Raw genomic sequence first — 24,410 nt, 5'->3', positions numbered from 1 at the left:
CACCCATGGGCAAGCCCGACACCCGCAGCATCGACCGCGAGATCACCAAGACGAACCGGAAGCTGGAGGCGGTCCGCCGGGGCGAGACGTGGCCCCTGAACAGCTCCGAGCGGCGCGCCGTGCTCGGGGCGCTCGCCGGGGGTTCGTACCGGGTCCTGCGCGGCAGGAGCACCACCCGGCAGGAGAACCGACTGGAGTCCGTCTCGGAGCAGGCGGTCACGCGGCTGACGGCCGAGATCACCGCGCTGCACATCGAGCGGGCGCGGATCGTGCGCGAGTACGCCGCCGCCAAGGCCGCCAAGAAGGGCGCGTCGCGGTGGTGGTGAACACACCGCCCGCGAGCGGCCGTTGCCCGGCCGCGCACCCGGACGACCCGACCCCATGCGGCGGTGAGGTCGTGGTGACCGTGCTGGACCGCGTCAACGCGGGCGCGGACGGCTGCGAGCACCACGGCGCCCGCCTGCTCGCCTCCCTCGACGGCGCACGCGTCTACGGCCTGCCGCACGCCGCGCCCGGTACGGCCGTCCGCGTGTTCAGGGCGGCCGACGGTATCCGCCCGTTCTGCTGGTACGAGGACGCCCCGCGTACCGAGCCGTCCCAGTTCAGTCACGCGGAGAACCGCGCCCGTCGCGGCGCCTGAACCACCGCCCCGCCCCCGCCCGCCCTAGTTGCAGGCGGGGTCTCCCTCAACTTCCCGCCCCGCATGGGGCAGTCAGGAGTGCTCCCGTCATGGGTGACACCGTCGTCCACCTGCACAAGAACACCGACCCGTCCACCGAACCCGCCGCCGTGACCACGCTGACCGTGGTCCCCGACCCCGCACCGCCCGCCCCCGTCCCGCTGTGGGTGCGCTCCGGACGCGCGGTGAAGACTGCGCTCACGCACGAGCGGACCCGCACCGCCGCGCGAGCCGCCGCCCGCCACAGCCTCTACACCTTCAACGGCGGGCGGATCGTGGCCCGCCGGACCTGGGACGGCCGAACCGGCTCCCGCTACGAGCGGATGATCCGGGCTGCGGAAGCCGCGGGGAACCTCGAAGCGGCCGAAGAGTGGGAGGAGCGGTTGCAGCGCTTCCGCGCCGCCCGCCACCACCGCCGCATGGACCTGCTCCACTCCCCGGTGGAGGCCGCCAAGGGCGTGGCCGTCGGCACCGGGATGGGCGTCGGTGTCCTGGTCGCCCTGGGAGTGGTGATGGCCCTCAACACGGGGCAGGTCGGGGACGTCATCACGCCCCTGTCGGCGACGTTCGACTTCATCGCCCTGCTCATCCGGATCGTGCAGGTCGTCTGGGGTCCCGCGCTCACGATCGGCCCGTTCCTTGCCCTGCTCGCCCTGTGGTCGGTCGGCCGCAAGCAGCAGGCCGCGCCGAACTGGGCACTGCCCGCCAACGTCCGCAACGGTGAGGGTGAGCCGATCACGCCGTCCATCGTGGTCAAGGCCCTGCGCGACCTCGGAGTCCCCGCCCTGGCGCGAGCCATCAAGGAGATGGGCGACGCCGGCGCGTCCATGCTCGGACCGATCACCATCGCTGGATGCGGTGTCGAGGTCGACGTGACCCTTCCCTCCGGAGTGTCCACCAACGAGGTGCAGAACAAGCGCCGCAAGCTTGCCGAGAACCTGACCCGGCACGAACACGAGGTGTTCATCACCATCCCGACCGCCGCGCGGACGGTGCGGCTGTGGATCGCGGACTCCGGCGCGCTGGACGAGCCGATCGGCCCGTCCCCGCTGGTCACCGACGACACGATGACCGCCGACTACGCCAAGGGCAAGGCCCCATGGGGTCAGGACCTGCGCGGGGACGCTGCCGCGCTGAGCCTGTACCAGCGCCACCTGCTCATCACGGGCCTGTCGAACCAGGGCAAGACCGTTGCCCTGCGTTCCCTGGCTCTGTGGCTGTCGCTGGACAAGTCGGTGCAGTTCCTCATGGGTGACCTCAAGGGTGTGGGCGACTGGGCCATGTTCGACGGGCTCGCCACGACTCTGATCCAGGGTCCGACGGATGAGCACGTGATCCAGGTGACCGAGATGGTTGAGGGCGCGGTGGACGAGATGAACCTCCGTATCCAGGCGCCGCCCGGCACCGTGTTCCCGCCGCTGATCGTGCTGGTCGACGAAGCACAGGTGGCGTTCATGTGCCCGGCCAAGGACGCGGACAAGCGCCCCTACGGCGGTTCCAAGGCCAACTCCCGGTACTTCATGGCCGTCCGGAAGATCCACAACCAGGGGCGGGCCGTGAACGTGCTGATGTGGCAGGGCACCCAGGACCCGACCAACGAGAACCTGCCCAAGCTGGTCCGCGAGGGCGCCCACACCCGCGCATCCCTCGCCCTGGGCACCGAGTCGCAGGCCCGCATGGCCCTGGGAGACAAGGCCGTCGACGGCGGGGCGGCCCCGAACCTGCTGCGTCCAGGCCTGGACCGGGGAACCCTGGTCGTCGCCTCCGACGGCATCACCATCCCGGCCGGACAGTCGTCCATCACGGTGCGCACGCACTACATCGACGACGACGCCGCCGAAGCCATCACCGACCGGGCCAAGGCCCTGCGCGACGGCGTGACCACCCTGCACGCCATCGAGCGGGGCGAGGAACACGATCCGCTCGCCGACATCGCCGCCGTCGTCGGCGACGCGCCCCGCGTGCGGACCAAGGACGTGCTGGCGCGGCTCGCCACACGGAATGCGGACGCCTACGGCGGCTGGTCGTTCATCGACCTCAAGCGCGTCCTGGACGACGCCGGCGCGGAGCCGTACAAGTCCGACGGCGTGATGGTCGTCGCCCGCGACCGCGTCGCCCGCGCCCTCGCCAACCGCAACACCGAGGGTTCCGCTTCCGCCCACGGATGACAGGGAGCCGACCCCCGACGGGTCAGGGAGGCAGGGAGAACTCCCTGAACACCTCCCTGACCCGCCTCCCTCGCCCTGACCTGCGTAAATGATCGTTCAGGGAGTCAGGGAGGCGCGCAGGTCAGACTCCTGAAACACCCCTCAACACCGCACCCCGAAGGGGGTGTCTTCGCCTCCCTGACTACGCGCCGGAAGGGATTCCGCATGTACCCCGACAACACCAGCCACGCCCCCGTACCGGGGGCCGTGGAGGTCCACCAGCCGACCCCGATACAGCCGCCCGTCGTCGTCCAGACGGCGTCGCTCATCCCGGTGCAGCCCGGCGCCGTCCCGGCCGTGGCGAGCGTCGTCCTCCCGGACGGCCGCGTCGTCATCGGCTACGCCATGAACCCCATGCAGCCCGAACCGGTCACGGCCAAGCCGGTCGTCTCCCGCGCGGCCGTGAACGTCGCCCTCGGGGGCGTCGGCTTCCTCGCCGTATGCGGCGGACTGCTGCTGCTCACCACGTTCATCACCGCCCTGACCGCGCTCATCACCCAGCTCATCACCCTCGCCGCCGTCATCTTCGGCGGATGGATCGCCGTCCAGGTCTTCAGCGCCAACCGCCACAGCGCCCCCGGGACCACGGTCAACATCCGCAAGGCCGTCTTCAAGCGCAACCACTTCAACGGCTGACAGGGAGCCCCCGAGTGTTCGAGATCCGCGTCATCTGCGACCCCGCCGACACCTACCGCGTCACCACCGCCCTGACCACCACCTTCGCCACCGGGGACGTGCGCCGGTACCCGACCCGCGACGCCAAGCGCACCCGCCTCTACCTCACCGCCGACCACCGCCCCACCCCGGAGAACTGGCCCACCCCCGAGCAGGCGTACGCGAGCGCCCCGAGCATCAACAGCGAGATCGGATGGACGGCCCGCTTCCTCGCCGACGCCGAGTGCTACAGCGAGTTGGACCGGGAGTTCTACCTGCGCAAGGCGGCCCTGCTGGACCGCATCGCCCTGCTCGACAAGCCCGGCCACGCGGACGGCGACGCCACCGAGACCGCGTACGCGGCGGCCGTGTTCCTGCTCGACATGGACCAGCCCGGCCTCATCTGCGACCCGCGCGCCTACGTCCGCCAGCAGTACGCCCTCACGCTCACCGACCACCAGTAGCTACGCCAAGGGCGGCCCCCACATCTCGCCAAAGACCCGGGGCCGCCCCTGCCAACCAGCGCCCTTCAAGGAACTGGAGACATCCAGCATGACCCATGACCACCGGTCCGCGCTGCTGCGCGCGGCACTGGACGCCGCCGAACGCGGCTGGCCCGTCATCCCGCTGCGCCCGCGCAGCAAGGTCCCCGCCCTGCACGGTGAACGCCGTTGCCCCGGTACCGGCGAGTGCGCCGACGGGCACCGCACGTTCGAGCAACGCGCCACCACCGACCCCGCCCGCATCGAACGGTGCTGGGCAACGGGCCCGTTCAACGTCGGCATCGCCACCGGCCCCGCCGGGCTGCTGGTCGTCGACCTCGACACGCTCAAGCCCACAGACGAAAAGGACGCGCCTGACGGCGCGGCCAACTTCCAAGCGCTCTGCGAGCGCTCCGGCCACACCGTCCCCACCACCCGCCGGATCCGGACCCCCAGCGGCGGCCAGCACCTGTACTTCACCGCCCCCACCGGAGTCCGGTTCACCAACACAACCGGCACCCTCACACCCAAGGTCGACACCCGCGCATGGGGCGGACAGGTCGTCGCCCCCGGCAGCACGACGCCACACGGCCCGTACACGGTCCTGGACGACGCGCCGGTTACAAACCTGCCCGAATGGCTCCAAAAGGCCCTGACTGCCCCTCACAGGCCCGCCACGGCCCCGATCCTGCCCACAGCGCCCCGTGACACCAGCCGGTACGCCGCCGTGGCCCTGGAACGCGAAGTCGCGGCAGTCGCAGCCACCCGAGAGGGCGGGCGACAGGCCCAACTCCTGCGCGCGGTCCGGGCGGTGGGCCGGTTCGTGGCCTGGGGCGACCTCGACCGCGCCACCGTGGAAGCGGCCTTTACCTGCGGGGGCGAGTCGGCGGGACTGCCGCCGGCCGAGTGCCGCGCCACCATCCGCAAGGCCCTGGACTACTCCATCCGCACCGCCTGGCCCCGGGAGACGGCATGACCGCCCCCCGCCCTCGCCCCCCAGGTAAAGGCACCACACCCACCCCTGACCGGCCGCATCCCGCCGACCCGCCCGCGCCGTCGGCGGCCGTGGGCGAGCCGACAGGCGCCGCCCGTAAGGGCGTCCGAACTGCTCTTCGCCCTGACCCGCAGACCGGAGACGGCCGCCACCCGATCGCGTGGCTGCACATCGTCGCCCCGCGCGGCGCCGCACCGACCGCCACCTCCCGGTGCGCGTGCGGGCGCGACCGCAGCGCCGTCGGCCGTGCCCGCGTCCTGGCTCTGATCGCCAGCCACGCCGCCCACCGCGAGACCTGCCCGCTGCGCAACCCCCAGGAAGGGAGGCACGCGGCATGAGCGACCGCCCCGCCCCCGATGCCGAGGAACTTCCCCCGCCGTCCCACCCCATGGCCGTCGCCCGCCGTCTGCTGCCCGACTGGCAGACCGAGGACGGACAGCTCACGTACCGCCGTTGGCGCGCGTCCTGGATGCGCTGGAACGGCACCTGCTGGCGCGAGATCGATGAGGCTCAGGTACGCAAGGCCATGTACGAGCGCCTTGAGCACGCCGTCTACCAGGCACCGGTCAAGGACGGCGAGACCGAGGAACGCGACTGGGCCCCCACCAAGCAGAAGATCAGCAACCTCCTGGACGCCCTGGGATCCATCGCCCTGCTGCCGACCGACACCGACGCGCCCGCGTGGCTCGACGAGAGCGGCGCCAGCGCGAGCGAGCAGGACGGCGGGCCGATCGTCGCGTGTGAGAACGGCCTGCTCAGGATCCGCGACCGGGAGCTTCTGCCGCACACCCCCGGCTTCTTCAACATCGTGTCCGTCCCCTTCGCCTACGACGCCGCCGCCACGGCGCCGACCTGGGAGCGCTTCCTGTCCGAGGTCTGGCCCGACGACGCCGACTCCATCACCGCTCTACAGGAGTGGTTCGGCTACGTCCTCTCGGGCCGCACCGACCTACAGAAGATCCTGCTCATGGTCGGCCCCTCCCGTTCGGGCAAGGGCACCATCGCGCGGGTGCTGAAAGCGCTGGTCGGCAAAGAGAACCTTGCCGGGCCGACCCTGGCCGGACTGGGCTCGAACTTCGGGCTGTCCACGCTGATCGGCAAATCGCTCGCGGTCATCTCCGACGCCCGCCTGTCCGGCAACGACAACAGTCAGGTGGTCGAGCGGCTGCTGACCGTCTCGGGCGAAGACACCATCGACGTCGACCGTAAGTACCGCGCCGTGTGGACCGGCAAGCTGCCCTCCCGGCTGATGATCCTGTCCAACGAACTGCCGCACTTCGGCGACTCCTCCGGTGTCATCGCCAACCGGTTCGTCCTGCTCAACACGCGCCTGTCGTGGCTGGGCAAGGAAGACCCCACCCTGACCGACCGCCTCATCGCGGAGATGCCCGGCATCTTCAACTGGGCGCTGGACGGGCTCGCCCGCCTCCAGCGCACCGGCCGGATCACCGAACCGAAGTCCAGCCGCGACGCGGTCACCACCATGCGCGACACCGCGTCCCCCACTAGCGCGTTCGTCCGCGAACGCTGCACCACCGGACCCACGTGCAGCGTGCCCGTGGAAACCCTATGGGCCGTCTGGCGGGACTGGGCCGAGGACAACGGCGTCCGCCCCGGCACGAAGCAAGTGTTCGGCCGCAACCTGCTCTCCGTCGTCCCCCAGCTCAACCGCACCCGCCCCCGCGACGCCTACAACCGGCAGGTGGCCACCTACGCCGGAATCACGTTGAAGCCCTCCGAACCACATTTGCCTGAGTCGTGACTCACCGCGACTCAAGCCCCCGCCAACCCGCTCTGAGTCGCGATGAGTCGCGACTCAGAGCAATGTCACTCCAACTCTCTCCTGGTCCGATCCGCCTTCTCCGAGGAGTGTCATGGCCCGCCCCGAGAAGCTGAAGCTCTCCGAAGTGCTCACCGAGATCAAGATGAGCCGCGCCGCCTTCTACCGGATGCGCGCCCGCGGCAAGGCCCCCAAGCTCATCAAGCTCCCCAACGGACAGATCCGCTGCCGCCGCAGCGACCTGGACGCGTGGTGGGCGGAACACGAGACCGCAGCCTGATCCGACCACCCGAAGGGGGCCCCGCAGCTCAGCGGGGCCCCCTTCGCCATGAAGGAGAGCGATGCACAGCTACAACGTGCGTGTATGGAGCATCCGCAAACGCCCCAGCAAGGCCGCCCCGTTCCAACTCCGATGGCAGGTGGACGGCAAAGAAAATCAGGAGAAGTTCGCCACCAAGACGCTTGCCGACGCCCGCCGCGCGGAGCTGCTGACCGCTACCCGCAAGGGCGAGCCGTTCGACACCGAAACCGGCCTCCCCGTATCGGAGGTACGCGAGCGGAACCGCACGAGTTGGTACGCCCATGCCCGCGCGCACGCCGCGCGAAAGTGGCCGACTGCCGCAGCAAAACACCGTGCGAGCATCGCAGAGAGCCTGACCATCGCCACGATGGCTCTGTGCCCGGATGGGAAGGGACGCCCGGCGGACGATCTCTTGCGCCGTGCGCTCTACCAGTGGGGATTCAACGCGGGACGCCACGACCAGGACCCGCCGGAAGCGGAGGCCAAGGCATTGGCCTGGGTGGCACGTAACGCGCCGGCCGTCGTCGACCTGGACAGCGCGAAGCGCGTACGCATGGTGCTGGAAGCCCTGGCCAAGCGGCAGGACGGCAAGGCAGCAGCGGCGAACACGTTCCGGCGTCGCCGAGCGGTGCTGAGCAACTGCCTTCGTCTCGCCGTGGAACAGGAGCTCTTGCCCGGCAACCCCCTACACCGCGTGCACTGGGAGACCCCCAAGGCAGTGGAGGAGCTGGACGTTCGCAGCGTCGCCACACCAGCACAGGCGCGGGCCCTGCTGGACGCGGTCCGTGCGCAGGGGCCGCGCGGCGCCCACCTGGTCGCGTTCTTCGCATGCATCTACTACGCCGCTCTCCGACCGGAAGAGGTATCCATGCTGAGCGCTGATCAGTGCGAGCTCCCCGCGGAAGGCTGGGGACGGCTCATGCTCGCCGGCGCCCGTCCGCAGGTGGGGTCCGCCTGGACCGACGACGGCAAGCCGTACGAGGAGAGGCAGCTCAAGCACCGTGCCCGCCGTGCGGTCCGACCGGTGCCCATCCCGCCGGTATTGGTCGCCATCCTGCGCGCCCACCTCGAAGCCTGCGGGACCACGACCGAGGGGCGGCTGTTCAGCGCCGTACGAGGCGGGCCCGTCCGGTCGCAGGAGTACGGCGCGGTGTGGAAGGAGGCCCGCAGGAAGGCGCTCACCGCCGCGCAGGTCGCCTCTCCGCTGGCCGCGATCCCGTACGACCTGCGGCACGCCTGTGTGTCGTTCTGGCTTCGCTCCGGGGTGAGCCTTGCCGAGACCGCCCGGCGCGCGGGTCAGAGCGTCGCGGTGCTCCAGCGCTACTACGCCAAGGTGCTGGACGGCGAGGAAGCGAGGATGAACGCGCTGATCGAGCAGGGGTTGGCGGAGCAGGAAGGCGGGTCCGAAGAGCCGTAGATCCTGGCCGCAGGTTGGCCGCACGCGCTGGTCAAAGGTGGGAAACCGGCGAGTCAGGGTGAGACAAGGTCACGCCGAAGGGGTGCCCCTCCGGAGAGTGGCACCCCTTCTGACCTGCAACGCTCTGACCTGCTGCGGTGGGTGTGGGATTTGAACCCACGGTGACATCGCTGCCACGACGGTTTTCAAGACCGTTCCCTTAGGCCGCTCGGGCAACCCACCTTCGCTCCGGCCACCTGGCGCGGAGCGGGTACAGCGTACCGGCCCCGTGCGTCAGCCGTGCGAGCGTCGGGATTCCCGGACGGCGCGGGCACGGGTGACCGCGGCCGTGAACCGGTCAGCTGTCGCCCACCCGGGAGCCGAGGGTGACCTCGACCGTGTTGGTCTTGCCGTCGCGTTCGTAGGTGATCGTGACCCTGTCGCCGGGCTTGTGGGTCCAGATCTCGCCGATCAGGGTCGGGCCGCTGTCGATCACCGTGTCGTCGAGCTTGGTGATGACGTCGCCGGGCTTCAGGCCGGCCTTGTCGGCGGGGCCGCCCGCCTCGACCGGATCCGTGCCGCCCGCGCCCCTGTCGGTGATCTTCGCGCCGTCGCTGGTGTCCTCCAGGGAGACGGACGCGCCGATCTTCGCGTACACCGGCTTACCGGTCTTGATCAGCTCCTGGGCGACGTACTTCGCCTGGTTGATCGGGATGGCGAAGCCCAGGCCGATGGAGCCGGACTGGCCGGTGCCGAAGCCGCCGTTGCTGCTGGACTGGATCGCGGAGTTGATGCCGATGACATTGCCCTTGGCGTCCAGCAGCGGGCCGCCGGAGTTGCCGGGGTTGATGGAGGCGTCGGTCTGCAGGGCGCTCATGTACGACGCCTGGCTGCCGGTGCCGTCGCTGGAGGCCACCGGGCGGTTCTTGGCGCTGATGATGCCGGTCGTGACCGTGTCCGAGAGGCCGAAGGGGGCGCCGATCGCGATCGTGGCGTCGCCCACGGCCACCTTGTCGGAGTCGCCGAGGGGGAGCGGCTTCAGGCCGGACGGGGCGTTCTTGAGCTTGATCACCGCCACGTCGTAACCCTGCGCGTTGCCGACGACCTGGGCGTCGTACTTCTTGCCGTTCGGGAACGTGGCCGTCAGCTGGCCACCGTCGACCGCGTCCGCCACCACGTGGTTGTTGGTGACGATGTGGCCTTCGGTGTCGAAGACGAAGCCCGTGCCCGTGCCGCCCTCGCCGCTGCTGCTCTCGGCCTCGATCGTGACCGTGCTCGGCAGCGCCTTGGCGGTCACCGCGGCGACCGTACCGGGATCGCGCTTGAAGTCGCCGCCACCGTCGGGGGCGGAGACGGTGGTGGAGCTGGAGTCGTCGTTCCTGGCCAGCGTGTAGCCGAGACCGCCGCCCAGGCCGCCCGCGACCAGCGCGGCCACCAGGACCGCCGCGAGCAGACCACCGCGCCGGCCGCCGGGCTTCGGCGCGGGCTGCGCGTACGAGGTTCCCCAGCCGGAGCCGTCACCCGCCCCGCCGGTGCCCTGCTCGGGGTACGCGTGCGTGGGCGGCGGCGGGGGCGGCCAGCCGCCCTCGGGAGCGGTGTTCGGGGAGCCGCCCTGCGGGGTCGCCGACGCGTACGCCGGTACGCCGGGGGCGTGCGGCGGCTGCTCCGGTGCGCCGGGGGTGCCCGGAGGCGTCACCGGCATCGGTGTCGTCGGCGCGTCGGCCTCGGGGGCGTGGGTGGGCGCGGGTGCGGGCTGCCGCGGGGAGGCTGCGGGGGTGTCCACCGGCACAGGAGGTGCGGACGGGGCCGGGGGTACCGCAGTGCCCTCGTTCTCGGTGCTCACAGCTTTTCTCCTCGGTCCACTGCTGTTCGGTCAGGCGGCGATGCGCGGCGATGCGCTGGGCCTGTGCTCGCTTGTGAATTTTGTATGCCGTCAGCTTTTCCCACAGGACGTCAGGGCACCATAAGCGGTCGCTGTGGGAGTCCGACTCACCTTTATATGGGACCAGTCGGACAAAAGGTACGCATTCCCACCGCACCCGAACCGCCTCCGCCCCACGGCTACCCCGTCCCGGTGGCACCATGACGCGGTGACCCACGCACGACAGCACCGGATCCAGGTCGTAGCCCACCGCGGCGCCTCGGAGGACGCCCCCGAGCACACCCTGGCCGCGTACCGGAAAGCGATCGAGGACGGGGCGGACGCCCTGGAGTGCGATGTCCGGCTGACCGCCGACGGGCATCTCGTGTGCGTCCACGACCGCCGCATCAACCGTACGTCCAACGGTCGCGGCGCGGTCTCCGCGCTGGAGCTGGCCGATCTCGCCACCCTGGACTTCGGCTCCTGGAAGTACCGCGGGTCACTGCACCACCGGGACGAGGAGCCCGACTGGGTGCACCGCCCGGAGGACCCGGCGGAGACCTCCGTACTCACCCTGGAGCGGCTGCTCGCCCTCGTCGCGGACGCCGGGCGGCGGGTGGAGCTGGCGATCGAGACCAAGCACCCCACGCGATGGGCCGGGCAGGTGGAGGAGCGGCTGCTGACGCTCCTGAAGCGGTTCGGGCTGGACGCCCCGGCGACCCCCGAGGAGTCCGCGGTGCGCGTCATGAGTTTCTCGGCGCGCTCCCTGCAACGGATCCGGGCGGCCTCGCCGACGCTGCCGACGGTCTATCTGATGCAGTTCGTCTCGCCCCGGCTGCGTGACGGACGGCTGCCCGCGGGTGTCCGGATCGCGGGCCCCTCGATCCGCATCGTGCGCAATCACCCGACGTACATCGAGCGGCTGAAGCGGGCCGGGCACCAGGTGCACGTGTGGACCGTGAACGAGCCCGCGGACGTCGATCTCTGCGTTGGCCTGGGCGTTGACGCCATCATCACCAACCGCCCGCGCGCGGTGCTGGACCAGCTGGGTCGCTGACCCATGAAACCAACCTTGACCTGCGGGCGCGCCTGCACCATCCTCCGGTCTCGGCCACACCGTCGAAATCCAGCCAGGTACTGACCGGCCCATTACGGGGAGTGCTCCGGCGCGTTCGGTCCGTGTTCGATCGTTGCGAATGCGTCGCCGGACATGGATTGGCCGGTTTCCGGTACAGGCCAATGGGGCATCCACACCGTGGCGTGGGGCGAAGGAGGTCTCGGGGGTGGCGTTGGTGGTGGCACAGGAGGTGCCCACGTCGTCGAGCATGGCCGTACCCCATGGCCCTGCGGGCGTGGGGAAGGCGCGGCACCGGATGCGCGATCAGTTGCGCAGCGGTGGCGTGGCGGAAGCGGTCATCGACGATGCCGTACTGATCCTTTCCGAACTTTTGAGCAATGCGTGCAAACACGGCCGACCACTGGGCGACGCCCTGGCCGGGGACGGTGACGTCAGGGCCGCGTGGCGCGTGGACCCGGGCGGCAGGCTGGTCGTGGAGGTGACGGACGGCGGCGGACCGACCCGTCCGGCCCCGTCGACCCCCTCGGTCACCGCACACGGCGGCCGCGGGCTGAACATCATCACGGCACTGGCCGACGACTGGGGCGTACGGGACGACGCCCAGGGCGAGGTCACGGTCTGGGTCGTGGTCCACGACGGCGTGCACGATCCCGCTGCGGGGCACCGGCGCGACGACTTCGCTACGCGTGTCACGGCCCCGCCGGTCTCGGCCATACCCGAGCTGGACTTCGCCGACGCGTTCGACGACCTGGACTGAGACCGCGGCGGACGGCTTGGGCCGACGCCGGGTGGCTCAAGAGCTACGCCCCCAGGCACCACGCCGACGTCTTCTCCGCCCACGTTGTCCACAACGCTTCTCCGTCTACGTTTTCCACAACGCTTTCTCCGTCTACGTTCTCCACAACGCTTCTCCCCCCACGTCGTACACAACGCCCCCGTCATCCACAGGGTCCCGTTCCCCCCGCGCGCAAGCGGCTAGGCTCCCGCCGTACAGGACGAGCCGTAACCGGGAGACACCCACCATGGCCAAGAAGCGACCCCAGACGAAGGCCACGCGCCCGCAGCTCACGGATGGAGAGATCCCGGTGGTCGGCGCCCGTGAGCCCTGCCCCTGCGGCAGCGGACGCCGTTACAAGGCGTGCCACGGCCGAGCCGCCGCACAGGCCGCGACCGAGCTGGTGCACCGCCCGTTCGAAGGGCTGCCCGGCGAGTGCGACTGGGTCGCCCTGCGCGAGCTGGTCCCGGCGGCCACCGCAGAGCTGACCCTGAAGGACGGTCTCCCCGAGGGCGTCCCCTCGGTCACCCTCGCCACGGTGCTGCCGATGGCCTGGCCCGCCCTGCGCCGCGACGACGGCTCGGTCCTGCTCGGCCTGCAGAACGACACCGCCTCCGGCGACATCAGCCGCGACCTCGCCGACACGCTGCTGCGGGCGCTCCAGGCGCAGCCCGGCACCCCGGTGAAGGGCCGCCGCGCCCCCGCCGACGGGCCCCGCCTGCAGGACCTGCTCGACCCCAAGGCCCCGTTCGAGCCCGTCGTGCACCCCGGCTTCGAGTTCTGGGTGCCGGACCCGGAGAACGCCACGCCGGACGTGACCGCCTCCCTGGAGCGGGCCAACGCCGCCGCCATCCCCACGGTCAAGCTGCAGGGCGTCGACGCGGCGTACTGGTGCCAGACCCCGGAGAAGAACCACCTGCGCTGGGTCATGCCACACCCGGAGGAGCAGCTTCTGGACGCCCTCGCGCGCCTGCACGCGGCCGGCCGGTCCCACCTCGGCGAGGGCACCCGGCTCGTCGGCTCCTTCCGGGCGCACGGTCTGACCGTGCCGGTGTGGGACCTGCCGAGCGGGGTCACCGCCGATGACATCGAGAAGCCGGCGGCCGAGTTCGCCGAGCGGCTCGCCGCCGCGCTGGCCACGGACGCACCGCTCACCGCGGACGAGCGCCGCGCGCGTGGCGGCCTGACCAACCGACAGGTGACCCTCAGCTGACGCCAAGGGCGACTCACCAGCTGACTGGTCGGTCAGCCGAACGGCTCACCTGATCGGGTGAGCCGTCATAACTCCCGCTGCCAACAAGCCAGTCGGTGTCCGAATAACCGAGGAAAACAGGAGATCGAATTTGCGAACCGCCGATCTCTTGTTACCGTTCCAGTAGCCCGGTTGCTGGTGCATCCCCCGTCGCCAGCAACCGGGTCTTTCCATGTGCGGAGACCTCACGCAACGCCGCCGTTGATCAACTGCCCGTAGGCGCCCAGGAGTTGCTCCCCGAACGCAGCAGCGACGAGCCCTGTCCGCCGCGGGCCGCGAATTCCGCGACCGCCGAGTACGCCGTCGGCTCGCCCCGCGTCCGTTCCCGAGGCGTCTCGCAACTGGCCCGCTCGTCCTCGGCGCCCACCGGGCACCGCATCTGCACCGTCCGTCCGCCCGGCCCCATCAGGCTCAGTACGGCGTCCAGGGCTTCGCCGGTCGGGTTGCGGTAGTAGGTGCGCGCCCAGGACTCCTCGCCCTGCGTGAGCACACAGGTCTGTGCCTCGATGCCGTCGGGGGAGGTGACCTCGGGTCCGCAGCGGGTGGCAGTGGCCAGGCCGAGGCCGAGCAGGGAGGGGGAGCGGGCGGGGTCGGACGCGGCGGCCTCCTCGCCGGGAGCCTCGCCGTCACCGCGAGACACCTCGGCGTCAGCACGAGACCCCTCGGTGACCGGCACCTTGGCATCCCCGCGCCCCGACACCCGTACGGCCCCGGACTCATGGTCGTCGCCCACGGGTCCCGCGGACGCCATGGCCAGCGGCAGCGCGATCGCGCACGTCACGACCGCCCCGAGGGCGAGCAGGCGGAGATTCATGAGGGGACGATAACGACCGGAACGGGGCGCCCGGTCCCGCGCGCGCCCGACACCCTCAGAACTCGGGCGCGCTCACACCCGTACGAGTGAGGGCGTCGACCACGGCGTCCACCACGGCCTCCACATCGGGCACCCACGGAGCGGCCGAGCCGGGCAGCGGCGCGCGCTCCCAGCGGATCTGCCCCTGACCGGTCTCGGACGGCGGCAGCGCGAGATAGCCGCCCTCGCTGTGGAAGCGCAGGGAGCCGGGGACGAAGTCCTTGGCGTAGAGCAGTTCGCCCAGTTGTTCCATGGAGTACGGCCGGACGAGCACGGCCCAGCGGGTGCGGGAGGCGAGGACCGGGCCGAGACGCATCCCGGTGCGGTCCAGCGCGGCCAGGGCACGCGCGGCCGCGGGGGCCGGCAGGCTGACCGCGCAGGGTGCCTTGCCGCCGGTGGCCAGGATGATCGGCGCCGTGGGCCGGTTGGTCCACCACCAGCGCACCATGCGCTCGTCGGTGGTGGCCGCGAGCAGTCCGGGGTCGAAGGAGTGCGCGCCGGGCACCGTGCATTCCGGGTCCGGGCAGCCGCAGCGGGCCCGGCCCTGCGGGTCCGCCGTGACACCCGGGAGTACGGGCCATTTCCATTCCGTCGCGAAGGTCAGGGCCGCGCTGATCACCTCAGGCCTCCCGTCGTTCCGCCTGGACAGGAGCCTGCGTCGCCTTCCGAGGATCTCGCGCATGAGCGCTCGTTCCTTTCCGTTGCACGCCTGGCAACACCGTGGTCCACATCACACCATGTGTCGATCACTTCACTGTGCGTACCTGTTGGCGCATCACACCCCGGCTATCGAGCACGGGGAGCCCCTATGGGCCGAGCGTTGGCTGCGTCCGCGTCCATACTGCGTCCATCAAAAGCATGGGCGTGGCGTGGGGTGGCGAAGTGTGGCGTTTGCCGTCCCGCGTATTTCTCTTCGCCGCCGTCACGGGAGGATGGGGCTCGGTCGTCGGTGGCTAAGACGCCCGGCTCCGTCACCAGGTTCCGGGTGCCCCCCAACCACCCCTGGCCTTCACCGAGTACGTACCCATCACGACCGCTGTGACGCTCCGTCGAGCAGGCCCAGTCGACCGCAATAGGGCATTACCTCAAGCAGTTTTCAGCCAACTTCCGCTTTCCGCAAGAGATCCCGGGAGATCCGGTCCCGGAACCACGACAGAACCACGGACACCAGGAATCCCAGCAGGACAATGCTGGACATCTCCTCACGACTGCGTGTAGATGTGGAGACACTGCTAGCGGCGCAAAATGACATGGGGGTTTGCGATGCTTTTGAGCAAAACGCGCCGGTCGGAAAGCCGGACGCCATGAACGCCCCGCACCCTCCGAAAGTGGCTGGAATCGATTCAACGGTTCCGGCACCCGCACACACTGTCGCGCCCTCCTCCCCGACCGCCTCCGCCGTCACCACCGGCCCCGGCGCCCTGCTCCAGGACCGGCTCGCCGGCTGGGTCTCCGACCTCACCACGCTGCACGAACTCACCGAACGCCTGGCCCGTACGGGCACCCTGGCCGACGCGCTCCAGGAACTGCTGCGCGCCGGAGCGGCCCTGGTGGGCGCCCGGCGCGGTCTCGTCGTACTGGAACCGGCCGACGGCCTCGGCCCGCGCAGCACCATCGGTCTGGGCCTCGCCCCGGCGGATCTCGGACACATCGAGACCGTGCCGCGCGGTTCGATGCCGTACGGCGATCTGCTCGACGCCCCGGTCGGGCCGCCGGGCGGCGTCCGCGACATCGTCCGGCCCGATCTGTTCGCCGAGGACGGCCTCGACCCCCGCCACCGCGAGGTGGCCCGCCGCCTCGGCTACGCCGCCAGCTACGCCCTCCCCCTGTCCACCGACGCCGCGGGCCGCCTCGGCGCCGCCGTGTGGCTCTACGACGAACCCGCCGAGCCGGTCGAACGGCAGCGGCACCTCGTCGGCCTGTACGCCCGTTACGCCGGCGAGCACCTCGCCCGGCTGCTCGAAGTCGAGCGCACGCGCGCGTGCATGGCGACCATCTCCGAGGAACTGCTCCCCTCCCGGCTCCCCCGCGTCTCCGGCGTCCAGCTCGCCTCCCGGCACCGCACCGGCCCACGCGGCGGCGGCGACTGGTACGACGCGCTGCCCCTGCCGGACGCGGCCCTCGGTCTCGCCGTCGGGTCCGTCACCGGGTCGGGGCCCAGCGCGGTCGCCGCGATGGGACGGCTGCGGGCGTCCTTGCGCGCGTACGCCGTGATGGAGGGCGAGGACCCGGTCGCCGTCCTGTCCGACCTGGAGCTGTTGCTCCGGCTGACCGAGCCCGCCCGTTCGGCCACCGCCCTGTTCGCCTACATCGAGCCCGCACTGCACAAGATCACGCTGGCGGGGGCCGGGCACAGTCCGCCGCTGCTGATCGGGGAGCGGCGCACGGAGTTCGTGGAGACGTCGGTCTCGGCGCCGCTCGGGATGCTCGCCTGCTGGGAGGCGCCCAGCGTGGAGGTGCAGGCGGAGCGCGGAGAGACGGTTCTGCTGTACACCGACGGGCTGCTCCAGCGCACCGGCGACCCCGTGGACCGCGCGTTCGCCCGGCTGCACGCGGCGGCGGCCGGGTTGCCGCGGGCCAAGCGCCGGGATCCGGACGCGCTCGTCGACCACGTCCTGCGGACCGTGCTGCCGGACGGGCTGGACTCGGCGGACAACGAGGAGGACGTGGTGCTGCTGGCGGCGCGGTTCGAGTGACGCGCGCCTCCCGGGAGAGTTCGGTAACAGGTCCTTCGGCCCTGGGCCCCCTTTCGTGCGACCGTACGATGGAGGAGGTCCAGTGCCGTATCAAGGAGGATGACCGTGGCCGAAGAGCTCCCGGAGACCCCGGTGGAGGCTTCTGAGGAAGAGCCCGTCAAGCAGCGCAAGAACGGCCTGTACCCGGGCGTGTCCGACGAGCTGGCCGAGAACATGAAGTCCGGCTGGGCCGACACCGAGCTGCGCGACCTGGGGCCGATCCCCCAGGCCGCCGAGACCGCCGCCCGCCGCGCCGCGCTCTCCGCGCGCTTCCCGGGCGAGCGCCTGGTCGTCCCCGCGGGCAACCTGAAGACCCGCTCGAACGACACGGAGTACCCCTTCCGCGCGTCGGTGGAGTACGCGTACCTCACGGGCAACCAGACCGAGGACGGCGTCCTGGTCATGGAGCCGGTCGCCGGCGGTCACCAGTCGACGATCTACCTGCTGCCGCGTTCCAACCGCGAGAACGGCGAGTTCTGGCTGAACGGCCAGGGCGAGCTGTGGGTCGGCCGCCGGCACTCGCTCACCGAGGCGGAGCAGCTGTACGGCATCCCCGCGTCGGACGTCCGCGAGCTGGCCGACACGCTGCGCGAGGCGACCGGCCCGGTGCGGGTCGTACGCGGGTACGACGCCGGCATCGAGGCCGCGCTGACGGACAAGGTCACCGCCGAGCGGGACGAGGAGCTGCGGGTCTTCCTGTCCGAGGCGCGGCTGGTCAAGGACGAGTTCGAGATCGGCGAGCTGCAGAAGGCCGTCGACTCGACCGTACGGGGCTTCGAGGACGTGGTGAAGGTCCTCGACAAGGCCGAGGCGACGAGTGAGCGCTACATCGAGGGCACGTTCTTCCTCCGTGCGCGGGTCGAGGGCAACGACGTGGGCTACGGCTCCATCTGCGCGGCCGGGCCGCACGCCTGCACGCTGCACTGGGTGCGCAACGACGGGCCCGTGCGGTCGGGTGATCTGCTGCTGCTGGACGCGGGCGTGGAGACGCACACGTACTACACCGCGGACGTGACCCGGACGCTGCCGATCAACGGGCGGTTCAGCGAGATCCAGCGGAAGATCTACGACGCGGTGTACGAGGCCCAGGAGGCCGGGATCGCGGCGGTGAAGCCGGGGGCGAAGTACCGGGACTTCCATGACGCTGCGCAGCGGGTGCTCGCCGAGAAGCTGGTCGAGTGGGGGCTCGTCGAGGGGCCGGTCGAGCGGGTGCTGGAGTTGGGGCTGCAGCGGCGGTGGACGCTGCACGGGACCGGGCACATGCTCGGCATGGACGTGCACGACTGTGCGGCGGCGCGGACCGAGACGTACGTCGACGGTGTGCTGGAGCCGGGGATGTGTCTGACCGTTGAGCCCGGGTTGTACTTCCAGGCCGATGATCTGACCGTGCCGGAGGAGTACCGGGGGATCGGCGTCCGGATCGAGGACGACATCCTCGTGACCGAGGGCGGGAACCGGAACCTGTCGGCGGGGCTTCCTCGGCAGGCGGACGAGATCGAGGAGTGGATGGCCTCGCTGAAGGGCTGACCAGGTCACCCCCTGATTGCCCGCCCCTGAGCCTGCACCACCGGCACTAGACGGCCATCAGAGGGGCGTCCTCCCGCCACTTGAGGATCTTGTCGAAGCTCACCACGGCCCCGTCCCGGCCGGGGTTGTTGCCGATGTGGACGTGGTCGGCCAGTTCCTCGATGAGGCACAGGCCGCGGCCGTGTTCGGCGTCGGCGCGGGCGGGCAGGGGGCGCGGGTGGGGGCGGGTGAAGCCCGGGCCGGAGTCGGTGACTTCGATGCGGCACTTCTCGCCGTCGAGATAGGCGGTGACCCGGTACGCCCCCGAGGAGCGGCCCTGCGCGGTGTCCCCGCCGTGCTCCACGGCGTTCGCGCAGGCCTCGGTGAGGGCGACGGAGAGGTCGTAGGAGACGTCGGGGTCGACGCCCGCCGTCTCCATCGTGCCGAGCAGCAGGCGCCGGGCGAGCGGCACGCTCGCGGCCTCGCGCCGCAGATGGAGTGACCACCAGATGCTCATGCTCCAGCCTCCTGGCCGCGGCTCGACATACCGTTACGTATTACCGCGCGTACGCGTGCGTAAGCGCGGATTCAACGTGATGCCGCCCATATGGGGGATGCGCTGAGGGTGGCCGACGGTGTATGTGGGACCTGAGTGTTCCAGACGGGTGACCGGCGGTAGCAGGCGTGCCGGGCAGACCGGTACAGAAGGGGACCTTCCGGATCGTACGGAATCTTGCGGACCTGCCGTATGGCCGCGATAAGCCCAGTGCGATGATGAGCCCGCCATGTCTGCCCCCCACCCGCGCACAGCGCGCTCCGGAGCCGGGCTCCGGATACTGCGGGCCGCGGTCTTCGCCGCGGTCTGCGTCGTGCTGTCCGGAGCCGGACACGCCATCGCCTCCTGCGCCACGGTTCCGCTGTGGACGCTGGGCGCGGGGTTCCTGGGCATGCTCGCGGTCGCGGCGCCGCTCGCCGGGCGGGAGCGCTCACTGCCGGGGATCGCGGCGCTGCTGGCGGTCGGGCAGACCGTGTTGCACACGCTGTTCGGGCTGGGGCAGCACGGTACGGCGGCGACCGATGCCGCACACAGCGACGCCGCGCTGGTCGCGCAGGCCGCGCGGCTGGTGTGCGGGACCACGGCGGCGGCGCTCAGTCCGGCGCAGGCCCAGCGGATCCTCGTCGAGGCCCGGCTGTATCAGGGTGGCGGCGGCGAATCGGGCGCGCACGCCGGGCAGCACCCGGCGGACGCCGTGTCCGCCACCGCCGGCTCCTCCGCCGCGCTGCTGCCGTCCCTGCCCATGCTGCTCGTTCACGTCCTCGCGGCGGTCGTCGCGGGCTGGCTCCTGCGCCGCGGGGACCTCGCCCTGCTGCGGATCGCCGAGCTCTCGGCGCATTCGGTCGCGGAGGGGGCGCCCGTACGATCCCTGCGCGCGGCGTTCGCGCTGGCGCGCGCCCTGCGTGCCGGGCTCCCGGGGGCGCCGGACGCCCGCCCGCGCTTCCGACGCGCTCTCGCCCGCACGGCCCCCGAGCCTCGTACCACCGCACTCCAGCACACCGTGATCCGGCGCGGACCGCCTGCCGCCGTACTCGTTCTCGCCGCCTGACGCGACGCGCGCCGCCACTTCCTTCCGTGGGCCGCCGCCGTCGCGCGGCACGCGCGCGCGTACGGCTCGATTTCCGCGGGGCCCGCAACGGGCACCTCCACGCGCGCGTACCCCTCTTGACCAACGGAATCTCACTCGAAGTGGAGTGCTCATCGCCATGAAGGCTTCCCGTCTCGCCGGCGCCGCCGCCGTCGCCGTCTCGGCCGTCGTCGTCCTGTCCACCCCCTGCTTCGCGCACGTCACCGTGCAGCCGGAGGGCACGGCCGCCAAGGGCGGCTACGCGGTCGTCGACTTCAAGGTCCCCAACGAGCGCGACAACGCCTCGACCACCAAGCTGGAGATCAGCTTCCCGACCGAGCACCCGCTGTCCTCGGTGATGCCGGAGCCGGTGCCGGGCTGGGAGGCCAAGGTCACCAAGTCGACGCTGGACAAGCCGATCGAGTCGCACGGCCGGCAGATCACCGAGGCGGTCACCAAGGTCACCTGGACCGCCGACGGCAAGGGCATCCAGCCGGGCTTCTTCCAGAAGTTCCCGGTCTCCGTGGGCGCCCTGCCCGAGGACGCCGACGAACTCGTCTTCAAGGCGATCCAGACGTACTCCAACGACGAGGTCGTGCGCTGGATCGAGGTGCCGCAGGAGGGCCAGGAGGAGCCGGACAACCCGGCGCCCGTGCTGGAGCTGTCCGCCGCCGAGGACGGCCACCACGGCTCGTCCGGGTCCAAGGCCTCCGACGACGCCTCCGCCGCCGCCGCGAACACCACCACCACCGAGGCCGCCGAGCCGGCCGACAGCACCGACACCACCGCCCGAGTCCTCGGCGTCGTCGGCATCGTCGTCGGCGCGGCCGGTGTGGCGTACGGCGTCCTGGCCGGCCGTCGGCGCGACACCACCGCCTGACACCTCCCCCTCCGACGGTGTGCGCCGGGGCGCACGGCACGTGTCCTACGACCCGTAAGGCATCGCCGCACGACCCGTAGGGCATCGCTGCACGCCCCCGGCGCGCGCCGGAGATCTCACATCTGGGACATTTTTCTATGCGCAAGAAGACGTTCGCGGCGGCCGCGCTGCTCGCCGCCGCCAGCCTGACCCTGTCCGCCTGCGGCGGCGGTGGTGACGACGCCGGTTCGCCCGTCTCCGTGGTCTCGGAGGAAGCGGGCTCCGACAAGGCGGCCACCGTCCTCGACCAGCCGTTCGAGAAGCCGGATCTGGTGCTGACGGACACGAAGGGCGAGAAGTACGACCTCCGCAAGGAGACCGCGGGCAGGCCGACGCTGATCTACTTCGGCTACACCAACTGCCCCGACGTGTGCCCGCTGACGATGAACAACATCGCCGTCGCCAAGACGAAGCTGCCCAAGGCGGAGCAGGACGAGCTGCGGATCGTGTTCGTCACCACCGACCCGGACCGGGACACCCCGGCCGCGCTCGGCAAGTGGCTCAAGGGCATCGATCCCCAAGTCATCGGCCTGACCGGCGACTTCGACACCATCCAGGCCGCCGCCCGCACGCTCGGCATCACCATCGAGCCGCCGCACAAGGAGAAGGGCAAGATCGTCTCCACGCACGGCACCCAGGTCGTCGCCTTCTCACCGAAGACCGACGCGGGGTACGTCCTCTACGGCGAGGACGCCACCGTCGACGACTACATCAAGGACCTCCCCAAGCTCGTCAAGGGGGAGAAGCCGTGAGGCGTACGGCGGTGACGGCGGCCCTGCTGACGGGGGCGCTGGCGCTCTCGGGGTGCGGTTCGGACTCGGCGGCGGACTCCAAGGCGGACGCGAAGGCGGAACTTTCCGTCAGCGCCGCCTATATGCCGCAGCCCGTCTCGGACTCCATGGCGGCGGGCTTTCTGACCATCGCCAACAAGGGCGGTACGGCGGACGAGTTGACGTCCGTGACCAGCGACATCGGCGAGGTGACCGTGCACGAGACGGTCGACTCGGCGATGCAGGAGGTCAAGGAGCTCCCGGTGCCCGCACACGGAGAACTCGTACTGAAGAGCGGCGGAAGCCATCTGATGTTCGAGAAGCTGAAGCGCAAGCCGAAGCAGGGCGAGACGGTCTCCGTCGAACTGCACTTCGCCCAGTCCGACCCCGTCACGGTGAAGATGCCGGTGAAGTCCGCCACGTACACCCCGGGTTCCGGGCACTGAGGGAGGGACCACCTTGACACCGACCATCGCTCCCCGCGTCCGGAGCCTGGTGCTGCTGCTCCTGGCCGCCGCCGGGCTGCTCCTCGGCGGCGCCGGGCCCGCCTCCGCGCATGCCGCGCTCACCGGCAGCGACCCCCAGCAGGGGGCGGTGGTCGACAAGGCCCCCGCGCAGGTCTCACTCACCTTCTCCGAGGCCGTCTCGCTCTCCGACGACTCGCTCCAGGTGCTCGACCCCAAGGGCAAGCGGGCCGACACCGGCGGGGCGAGCAACGTCAGCGGGACGACGTACGCCGTGAAACTGCACTCGGGCCTGCCCGACGGCACGTACACGGTGGCCTATCAGGTGGTGTCCGCCGACAGCCATCCCGTCTCCGGCGCCTACACCTTCTCCATCGGCGCGCCCTCCTCGACCTCCGTCTCGCTGACGGAACAGACGGCCGGGGGCGGGGTCGTCGGGTGGCTGTACGGATTCGGGCGGTATGTATCGTACGCCGGGTTCATTGTGCTGGCGGGCGGGGCCGCCTTCGTCCTGGCGTGCTGGCCGCGCGGCTCGGGCGTTCGGGCGGTGCAGCGGCTCGTCGTCTCCGGGTGGGTGGCGCTCACGGCGGCGACGCTGGGGCTGCTGTTGCTGCGCGGCTCGTACACGCGGTCCGGGGCGCTCGGCGATGTCTTCGACCTCGACCTGCTCGGGCAGGTGCTGCAGACCAAGACGGGAGCGGCGCTGATCTCGCGGTTGCTGCTGCTCGCGGCGGCGGCGCTGTTCATCGCCGTGCTCTTCGGGGCGTACGACAAGCGGGACGACGAGGAGAAGCGTGATCTGACGTTCGGGCTGGCGGTCGGCGGGGGTGTCGTGGCCGCGGGGATCGCCGCGACCTGGGCGATGGCCGAGCACGCGTCCACCGGATTGCAGCCGGGGATCGCGATGCCGGTCGACGTGGTGCATCTGCTGGCGGTGGCGGCCTGGCTCGGTGGGCTGAGCGCGCTGCTCGTGTCGCTGTACTGGGCACCGGCGGAGACTCCGCTGCAGGCGAGTGCGGTACGGCGGTTCTCGCAGGTCGCCTTCGGCAGTGTGATCGCGCTCGTCCTGACCGGCCTCTACCAGTCGTGGCGGCAGGTCGGCTCCTGGTCGGCGCTCACCGGGACGCGGTACGGCCAGCTGCTGCTGCTCAAGGTGGGGCTGGTGGTGCTGCTGGTCGGCGTCGCGTGGATTTCGCGGCGGTGGACCGGGCGGTTGGCGGACGCCGTGGTCGCCGGTGGGGCGGGGAAGCGTAGGGAGCGGGAGAGCGCCAAGGCCGGGACGCGGTCGGGGGCCGGGGGCTCCAAGGGGGCAGGGGCGGGTTCCGGGGGCTCCAAGGGAGCTGCGGCTGGTTCCGGGGCCTCCAAGGGAGCTGCGGCTGGTTCCGGGGGCTCCAAGGGAGCTGCGGCTGGTTCCGGGGGCTCCAGAGGTTCCGGGGATTCCAAGGGCGCCGGGGCCGGTTCCGGGGATTCCAAGCGGGCCGCCCAGCTCGCCCGGCAGCGGGCCGCCGTGGACGTGGCCCGGCAGAAGCGGGAACGGGACGCCGATCCGAACCGTTACGGGCTGCGCCGCTCGGTGCTGGCCGAGGCGGGCGTCGCGGTGGTCCTGCTCGCGGTGACGACCGCGCTGACGTCCACCGAGCCGGGGCGCACCGTGGAGGAGGCCGAGGCGGCCGCCGCGTCCTCGTCGTCCGCCGCGTCCTCGGCCGCCGGGGTGGTCACCCTGGACATGGCCTTCGACACGGGCGGCACGGACGGCAAGGGCGTCGTACGGGTCGACATCGACCCCGCGCGCGTGGGCGGCAACGACATGCATGTCTACGTACAGCGCCCCAATGGGCGTGCCTTCGACATCCCCGAGGTGAAGGTCGCCTTCACCCTGGAGTCCAAGAACCTCGGGCCCCTGCCCGTCACCCCCGACCACATCACCACCGGACACTGGTCTGCGAGCGGAGTGCAGATCCCCATGGCGGGCGAATGGAAGATCGCCGTGACCGTGCGGACCTCCGACATCGACCAGGTGACCGTCTCCAAGAACGCGCAGATCGGCTGAACATCACCATGGCTGAGCACAGGGCCGACCAC

The 24,410-nt window shown here is 71.2% G+C and carries 24 protein-coding genes and 1 tRNA gene; 20 read left to right on the top strand and 5 right to left on the bottom strand.

Annotated features, from left to right (window positions below):
* Window positions 1-5: 5 nt before the first annotated feature.
* The 10 genes from HJD23_RS20945 (at window position 6) to HJD23_RS20900 (ending at window position 8,514) form a co-directional block, all read left to right on the top strand.
* Window positions 6-326 (top strand): hypothetical protein, encoded by a 321-nt coding sequence (locus HJD23_RS20945; RefSeq protein WP_171110374.1) that lies wholly within the window; start codon window positions 6-8, stop codon window positions 324-326.
* Window positions 317-640: a hypothetical protein gene (locus HJD23_RS20940; RefSeq protein WP_171110375.1), complete on the top strand. Its 324-nt coding sequence runs from the start codon at window positions 317-319 to the stop codon at window positions 638-640. The genes HJD23_RS20945 and HJD23_RS20940 overlap by 10 nt, the downstream gene beginning before the upstream one ends.
* Before the next feature lie 89 nt (window positions 641-729).
* Entirely contained in the window at window positions 730-2,847 is a 2,118-nt protein-coding gene (locus HJD23_RS20935; RefSeq protein WP_171110376.1) for an ATP-binding protein, read from the top strand.
* Window positions 2,848-3,051: 204 nt separating this feature from the next.
* A complete protein-coding gene (locus HJD23_RS20930; protein ID WP_171110377.1) occupies window positions 3,052-3,522 on the top strand; it encodes a hypothetical protein in 471 nt (156 codons plus the stop codon).
* A gap of 14 nt (window positions 3,523-3,536) precedes the next feature.
* Window positions 3,537-4,004 (top strand): hypothetical protein, encoded by a 468-nt coding sequence (locus HJD23_RS20925; RefSeq protein ID WP_171110378.1) that lies wholly within the window; start codon window positions 3,537-3,539, stop codon window positions 4,002-4,004.
* Between the two features lie 88 nt (window positions 4,005-4,092).
* Window positions 4,093-4,998, top strand: a complete 906-nt coding sequence (locus HJD23_RS20920) for a bifunctional DNA primase/polymerase (protein ID WP_171110379.1) — start codon at window positions 4,093-4,095, stop codon at window positions 4,996-4,998.
* Window positions 4,995-5,354 carry a hypothetical protein gene (locus tag HJD23_RS43955; protein ID WP_206326037.1) on the top strand — a complete coding sequence of 120 codons (360 nt, stop codon included), beginning with the start codon at window positions 4,995-4,997 and terminating at the stop codon, window positions 5,352-5,354. The genes HJD23_RS20920 and HJD23_RS43955 overlap by 4 nt, the downstream gene beginning before the upstream one ends.
* Window positions 5,351-6,778: a phage/plasmid primase, P4 family gene (locus HJD23_RS20910; protein WP_240980769.1), complete on the top strand. Its 1,428-nt coding sequence runs from the start codon at window positions 5,351-5,353 to the stop codon at window positions 6,776-6,778. The genes HJD23_RS43955 and HJD23_RS20910 overlap by 4 nt, the downstream gene beginning before the upstream one ends.
* A 112-nt stretch (window positions 6,779-6,890) precedes the next feature.
* The gene (locus tag HJD23_RS20905; protein WP_171110380.1) at window positions 6,891-7,076 is read left to right on the top strand and encodes a helix-turn-helix domain-containing protein; all 186 of its coding nucleotides are present in this window, start codon (window positions 6,891-6,893) and stop codon (window positions 7,074-7,076) included.
* A gap of 61 nt (window positions 7,077-7,137) precedes the next feature.
* Window positions 7,138-8,514, top strand: coding sequence for a site-specific integrase (locus HJD23_RS20900; RefSeq protein WP_171110381.1), 1,377 nt, complete (start codon window positions 7,138-7,140; stop codon window positions 8,512-8,514).
* 135 nt (window positions 8,515-8,649) lie between these two features.
* Here the strand turns inward: HJD23_RS20900 and HJD23_RS20895 are convergent.
* Window positions 8,650-8,736 (bottom strand) — tRNA-Ser (locus HJD23_RS20895).
* Window positions 8,737-8,851: 115 nt separating this feature from the next.
* Entirely contained in the window at window positions 8,852-10,336 is a 1,485-nt protein-coding gene (locus tag HJD23_RS20890) for a trypsin-like peptidase domain-containing protein (RefSeq protein WP_171110382.1), read from the bottom strand.
* A gap of 247 nt (window positions 10,337-10,583) precedes the next feature.
* On the opposite strand from HJD23_RS20890, the gene HJD23_RS20885 reads away from it, so the two are divergent.
* The 3 genes from HJD23_RS20885 to HJD23_RS20875 all read left to right on the top strand — a co-directional run bounded on the left by HJD23_RS20885 (window position 10,584) and on the right by HJD23_RS20875 (window position 13,420).
* Entirely contained in the window at window positions 10,584-11,411 is an 828-nt protein-coding gene (locus HJD23_RS20885) for a glycerophosphodiester phosphodiesterase (protein WP_171110383.1), read from the top strand.
* 139 nt (window positions 11,412-11,550) lie between these two features.
* Entirely contained in the window at window positions 11,551-12,189 is a 639-nt protein-coding gene (locus HJD23_RS20880) for an ATP-binding protein (protein ID WP_171110384.1), read from the top strand.
* Window positions 12,190-12,454: 265 nt separating this feature from the next.
* Window positions 12,455-13,420 (top strand): DUF5926 family protein, encoded by a 966-nt coding sequence (locus HJD23_RS20875; protein ID WP_171110385.1) that lies wholly within the window; start codon window positions 12,455-12,457, stop codon window positions 13,418-13,420.
* 244 nt (window positions 13,421-13,664) lie between these two features.
* Here the strand turns inward: HJD23_RS20875 and HJD23_RS20870 are convergent, their stop codons facing one another.
* Together HJD23_RS20870 and HJD23_RS20865 are read right to left on the bottom strand one after the other, a co-directional pair.
* Window positions 13,665-14,273, bottom strand: a complete 609-nt coding sequence (locus HJD23_RS20870) for a hypothetical protein (protein WP_171110386.1) — start codon at window positions 14,271-14,273, stop codon at window positions 13,665-13,667.
* A 55-nt stretch (window positions 14,274-14,328) separates the two neighbouring features.
* The gene (locus tag HJD23_RS20865; RefSeq protein ID WP_171110387.1) at window positions 14,329-14,994 is read right to left on the bottom strand and encodes a bifunctional DNA primase/polymerase; all 666 of its coding nucleotides are present in this window, start codon (window positions 14,992-14,994) and stop codon (window positions 14,329-14,331) included.
* Window positions 14,995-15,499: 505 nt separating this feature from the next.
* On the opposite strand from HJD23_RS20865, the gene HJD23_RS20860 reads away from it, so the two are divergent.
* Window positions 15,500-17,008: a PP2C family protein-serine/threonine phosphatase gene (locus HJD23_RS20860; protein ID WP_171110388.1), complete on the top strand. Its 1,509-nt coding sequence runs from the start codon at window positions 15,500-15,502 to the stop codon at window positions 17,006-17,008.
* Between the two features lie 99 nt (window positions 17,009-17,107).
* Window positions 17,108-18,574 (top strand): aminopeptidase P family protein, encoded by a 1,467-nt coding sequence (locus HJD23_RS20855; RefSeq protein WP_171110389.1) that lies wholly within the window; start codon window positions 17,108-17,110, stop codon window positions 18,572-18,574.
* Between the two features lie 46 nt (window positions 18,575-18,620).
* Here the strand turns inward: HJD23_RS20855 and HJD23_RS20850 are convergent, their stop codons facing one another.
* Window positions 18,621-19,070 carry an ATP-binding protein gene (locus HJD23_RS20850; RefSeq protein ID WP_171110390.1) on the bottom strand — a complete coding sequence of 150 codons (450 nt, stop codon included), beginning with the start codon at window positions 19,068-19,070 and terminating at the stop codon, window positions 18,621-18,623.
* A gap of 268 nt (window positions 19,071-19,338) precedes the next feature.
* On the opposite strand from HJD23_RS20850, the gene HJD23_RS20845 reads away from it, so the two are divergent.
* From HJD23_RS20845 to HJD23_RS20825, 5 genes are all read left to right on the top strand, one after another.
* Window positions 19,339-20,157, top strand: coding sequence for a hypothetical protein (locus HJD23_RS20845; protein ID WP_171110391.1), 819 nt, complete (start codon window positions 19,339-19,341; stop codon window positions 20,155-20,157).
* 157 nt (window positions 20,158-20,314) lie between these two features.
* Complete coding sequence (locus HJD23_RS20840) at window positions 20,315-21,055, top strand: YcnI family protein (protein WP_171110392.1); 741 nt, start codon at window positions 20,315-20,317, stop codon at window positions 21,053-21,055.
* A gap of 137 nt (window positions 21,056-21,192) precedes the next feature.
* Window positions 21,193-21,846: an SCO family protein gene (locus HJD23_RS20835; RefSeq protein WP_171110393.1), complete on the top strand. Its 654-nt coding sequence runs from the start codon at window positions 21,193-21,195 to the stop codon at window positions 21,844-21,846.
* Window positions 21,843-22,310, top strand: a complete 468-nt coding sequence (locus tag HJD23_RS20830) for a copper chaperone PCu(A)C (protein ID WP_171110394.1) — start codon at window positions 21,843-21,845, stop codon at window positions 22,308-22,310. Before HJD23_RS20835 ends, HJD23_RS20830 begins: the two co-directional genes overlap by 4 nt.
* A 13-nt stretch (window positions 22,311-22,323) precedes the next feature.
* Window positions 22,324-24,378: a copper resistance protein CopC gene (locus tag HJD23_RS20825; RefSeq protein WP_171110395.1), complete on the top strand. Its 2,055-nt coding sequence runs from the start codon at window positions 22,324-22,326 to the stop codon at window positions 24,376-24,378.
* Window positions 24,379-24,410 lie beyond the last annotated feature (32 nt).

The organism is Streptomyces sp. Z423-1, assembly GCF_013009255.1.
Lineage (GTDB): Bacteria > Actinomycetota > Actinomycetes > Streptomycetales > Streptomycetaceae > Streptomyces > Streptomyces gossypiisoli.
This window is presented reverse-complemented; position numbering and strand designations above follow the sequence as displayed.

Bases quoted from the DNA above. Each gene is read 5' to 3' on its own strand.
- HJD23_RS20945 (WP_171110374.1), top strand. From the start codon at position 6: ATGGGCAAGCCCGACACCCGCAGCATCGACCGCGAGATCACCAAGACG.
- HJD23_RS20935 (WP_171110376.1), top strand. From the start codon at position 730: ATGGGTGACACCGTCGTCCACCTGCACAAGAACACCGACCCGTCCACC.
- HJD23_RS20930 (WP_171110377.1), top strand. From the start codon at position 3,052: ATGTACCCCGACAACACCAGCCACGCCCCCGTACCGGGGGCCGTGGAG.
- HJD23_RS20920 (WP_171110379.1), top strand. From the start codon at position 4,093: ATGACCCATGACCACCGGTCCGCGCTGCTGCGCGCGGCACTGGACGCC.
- HJD23_RS43955 (WP_206326037.1), top strand. From the start codon at position 4,995: ATGACCGCCCCCCGCCCTCGCCCCCCAGGTAAAGGCACCACACCCACC.
- HJD23_RS20910 (WP_240980769.1), top strand. From the start codon at position 5,351: ATGAGCGACCGCCCCGCCCCCGATGCCGAGGAACTTCCCCCGCCGTCC.
- HJD23_RS20905 (WP_171110380.1), top strand. From the start codon at position 6,891: ATGGCCCGCCCCGAGAAGCTGAAGCTCTCCGAAGTGCTCACCGAGATC.
- HJD23_RS20900 (WP_171110381.1), top strand. From the start codon at position 7,138: ATGCACAGCTACAACGTGCGTGTATGGAGCATCCGCAAACGCCCCAGC.
- HJD23_RS20880 (WP_171110384.1), top strand. From the start codon at position 11,551: ATGCGTCGCCGGACATGGATTGGCCGGTTTCCGGTACAGGCCAATGGG.
- HJD23_RS20875 (WP_171110385.1), top strand. From the start codon at position 12,455: ATGGCCAAGAAGCGACCCCAGACGAAGGCCACGCGCCCGCAGCTCACG.
- HJD23_RS20870 (WP_171110386.1), bottom strand. From the start codon at position 14,273: ATGAATCTCCGCCTGCTCGCCCTCGGGGCGGTCGTGACGTGCGCGATC.
- HJD23_RS20865 (WP_171110387.1), bottom strand. From the start codon at position 14,994: ATGCGCGAGATCCTCGGAAGGCGACGCAGGCTCCTGTCCAGGCGGAAC.
- HJD23_RS20860 (WP_171110388.1), top strand. From the start codon at position 15,500: ATGCTGGACATCTCCTCACGACTGCGTGTAGATGTGGAGACACTGCTA.
- HJD23_RS20855 (WP_171110389.1), top strand. From the start codon at position 17,108: ATGACCGTGGCCGAAGAGCTCCCGGAGACCCCGGTGGAGGCTTCTGAG.
- HJD23_RS20850 (WP_171110390.1), bottom strand. From the start codon at position 19,070: ATGAGCATCTGGTGGTCACTCCATCTGCGGCGCGAGGCCGCGAGCGTG.
- HJD23_RS20845 (WP_171110391.1), top strand. From the start codon at position 19,339: ATGTCTGCCCCCCACCCGCGCACAGCGCGCTCCGGAGCCGGGCTCCGG.
- HJD23_RS20840 (WP_171110392.1), top strand. From the start codon at position 20,315: ATGAAGGCTTCCCGTCTCGCCGGCGCCGCCGCCGTCGCCGTCTCGGCC.
- HJD23_RS20835 (WP_171110393.1), top strand. From the start codon at position 21,193: ATGCGCAAGAAGACGTTCGCGGCGGCCGCGCTGCTCGCCGCCGCCAGC.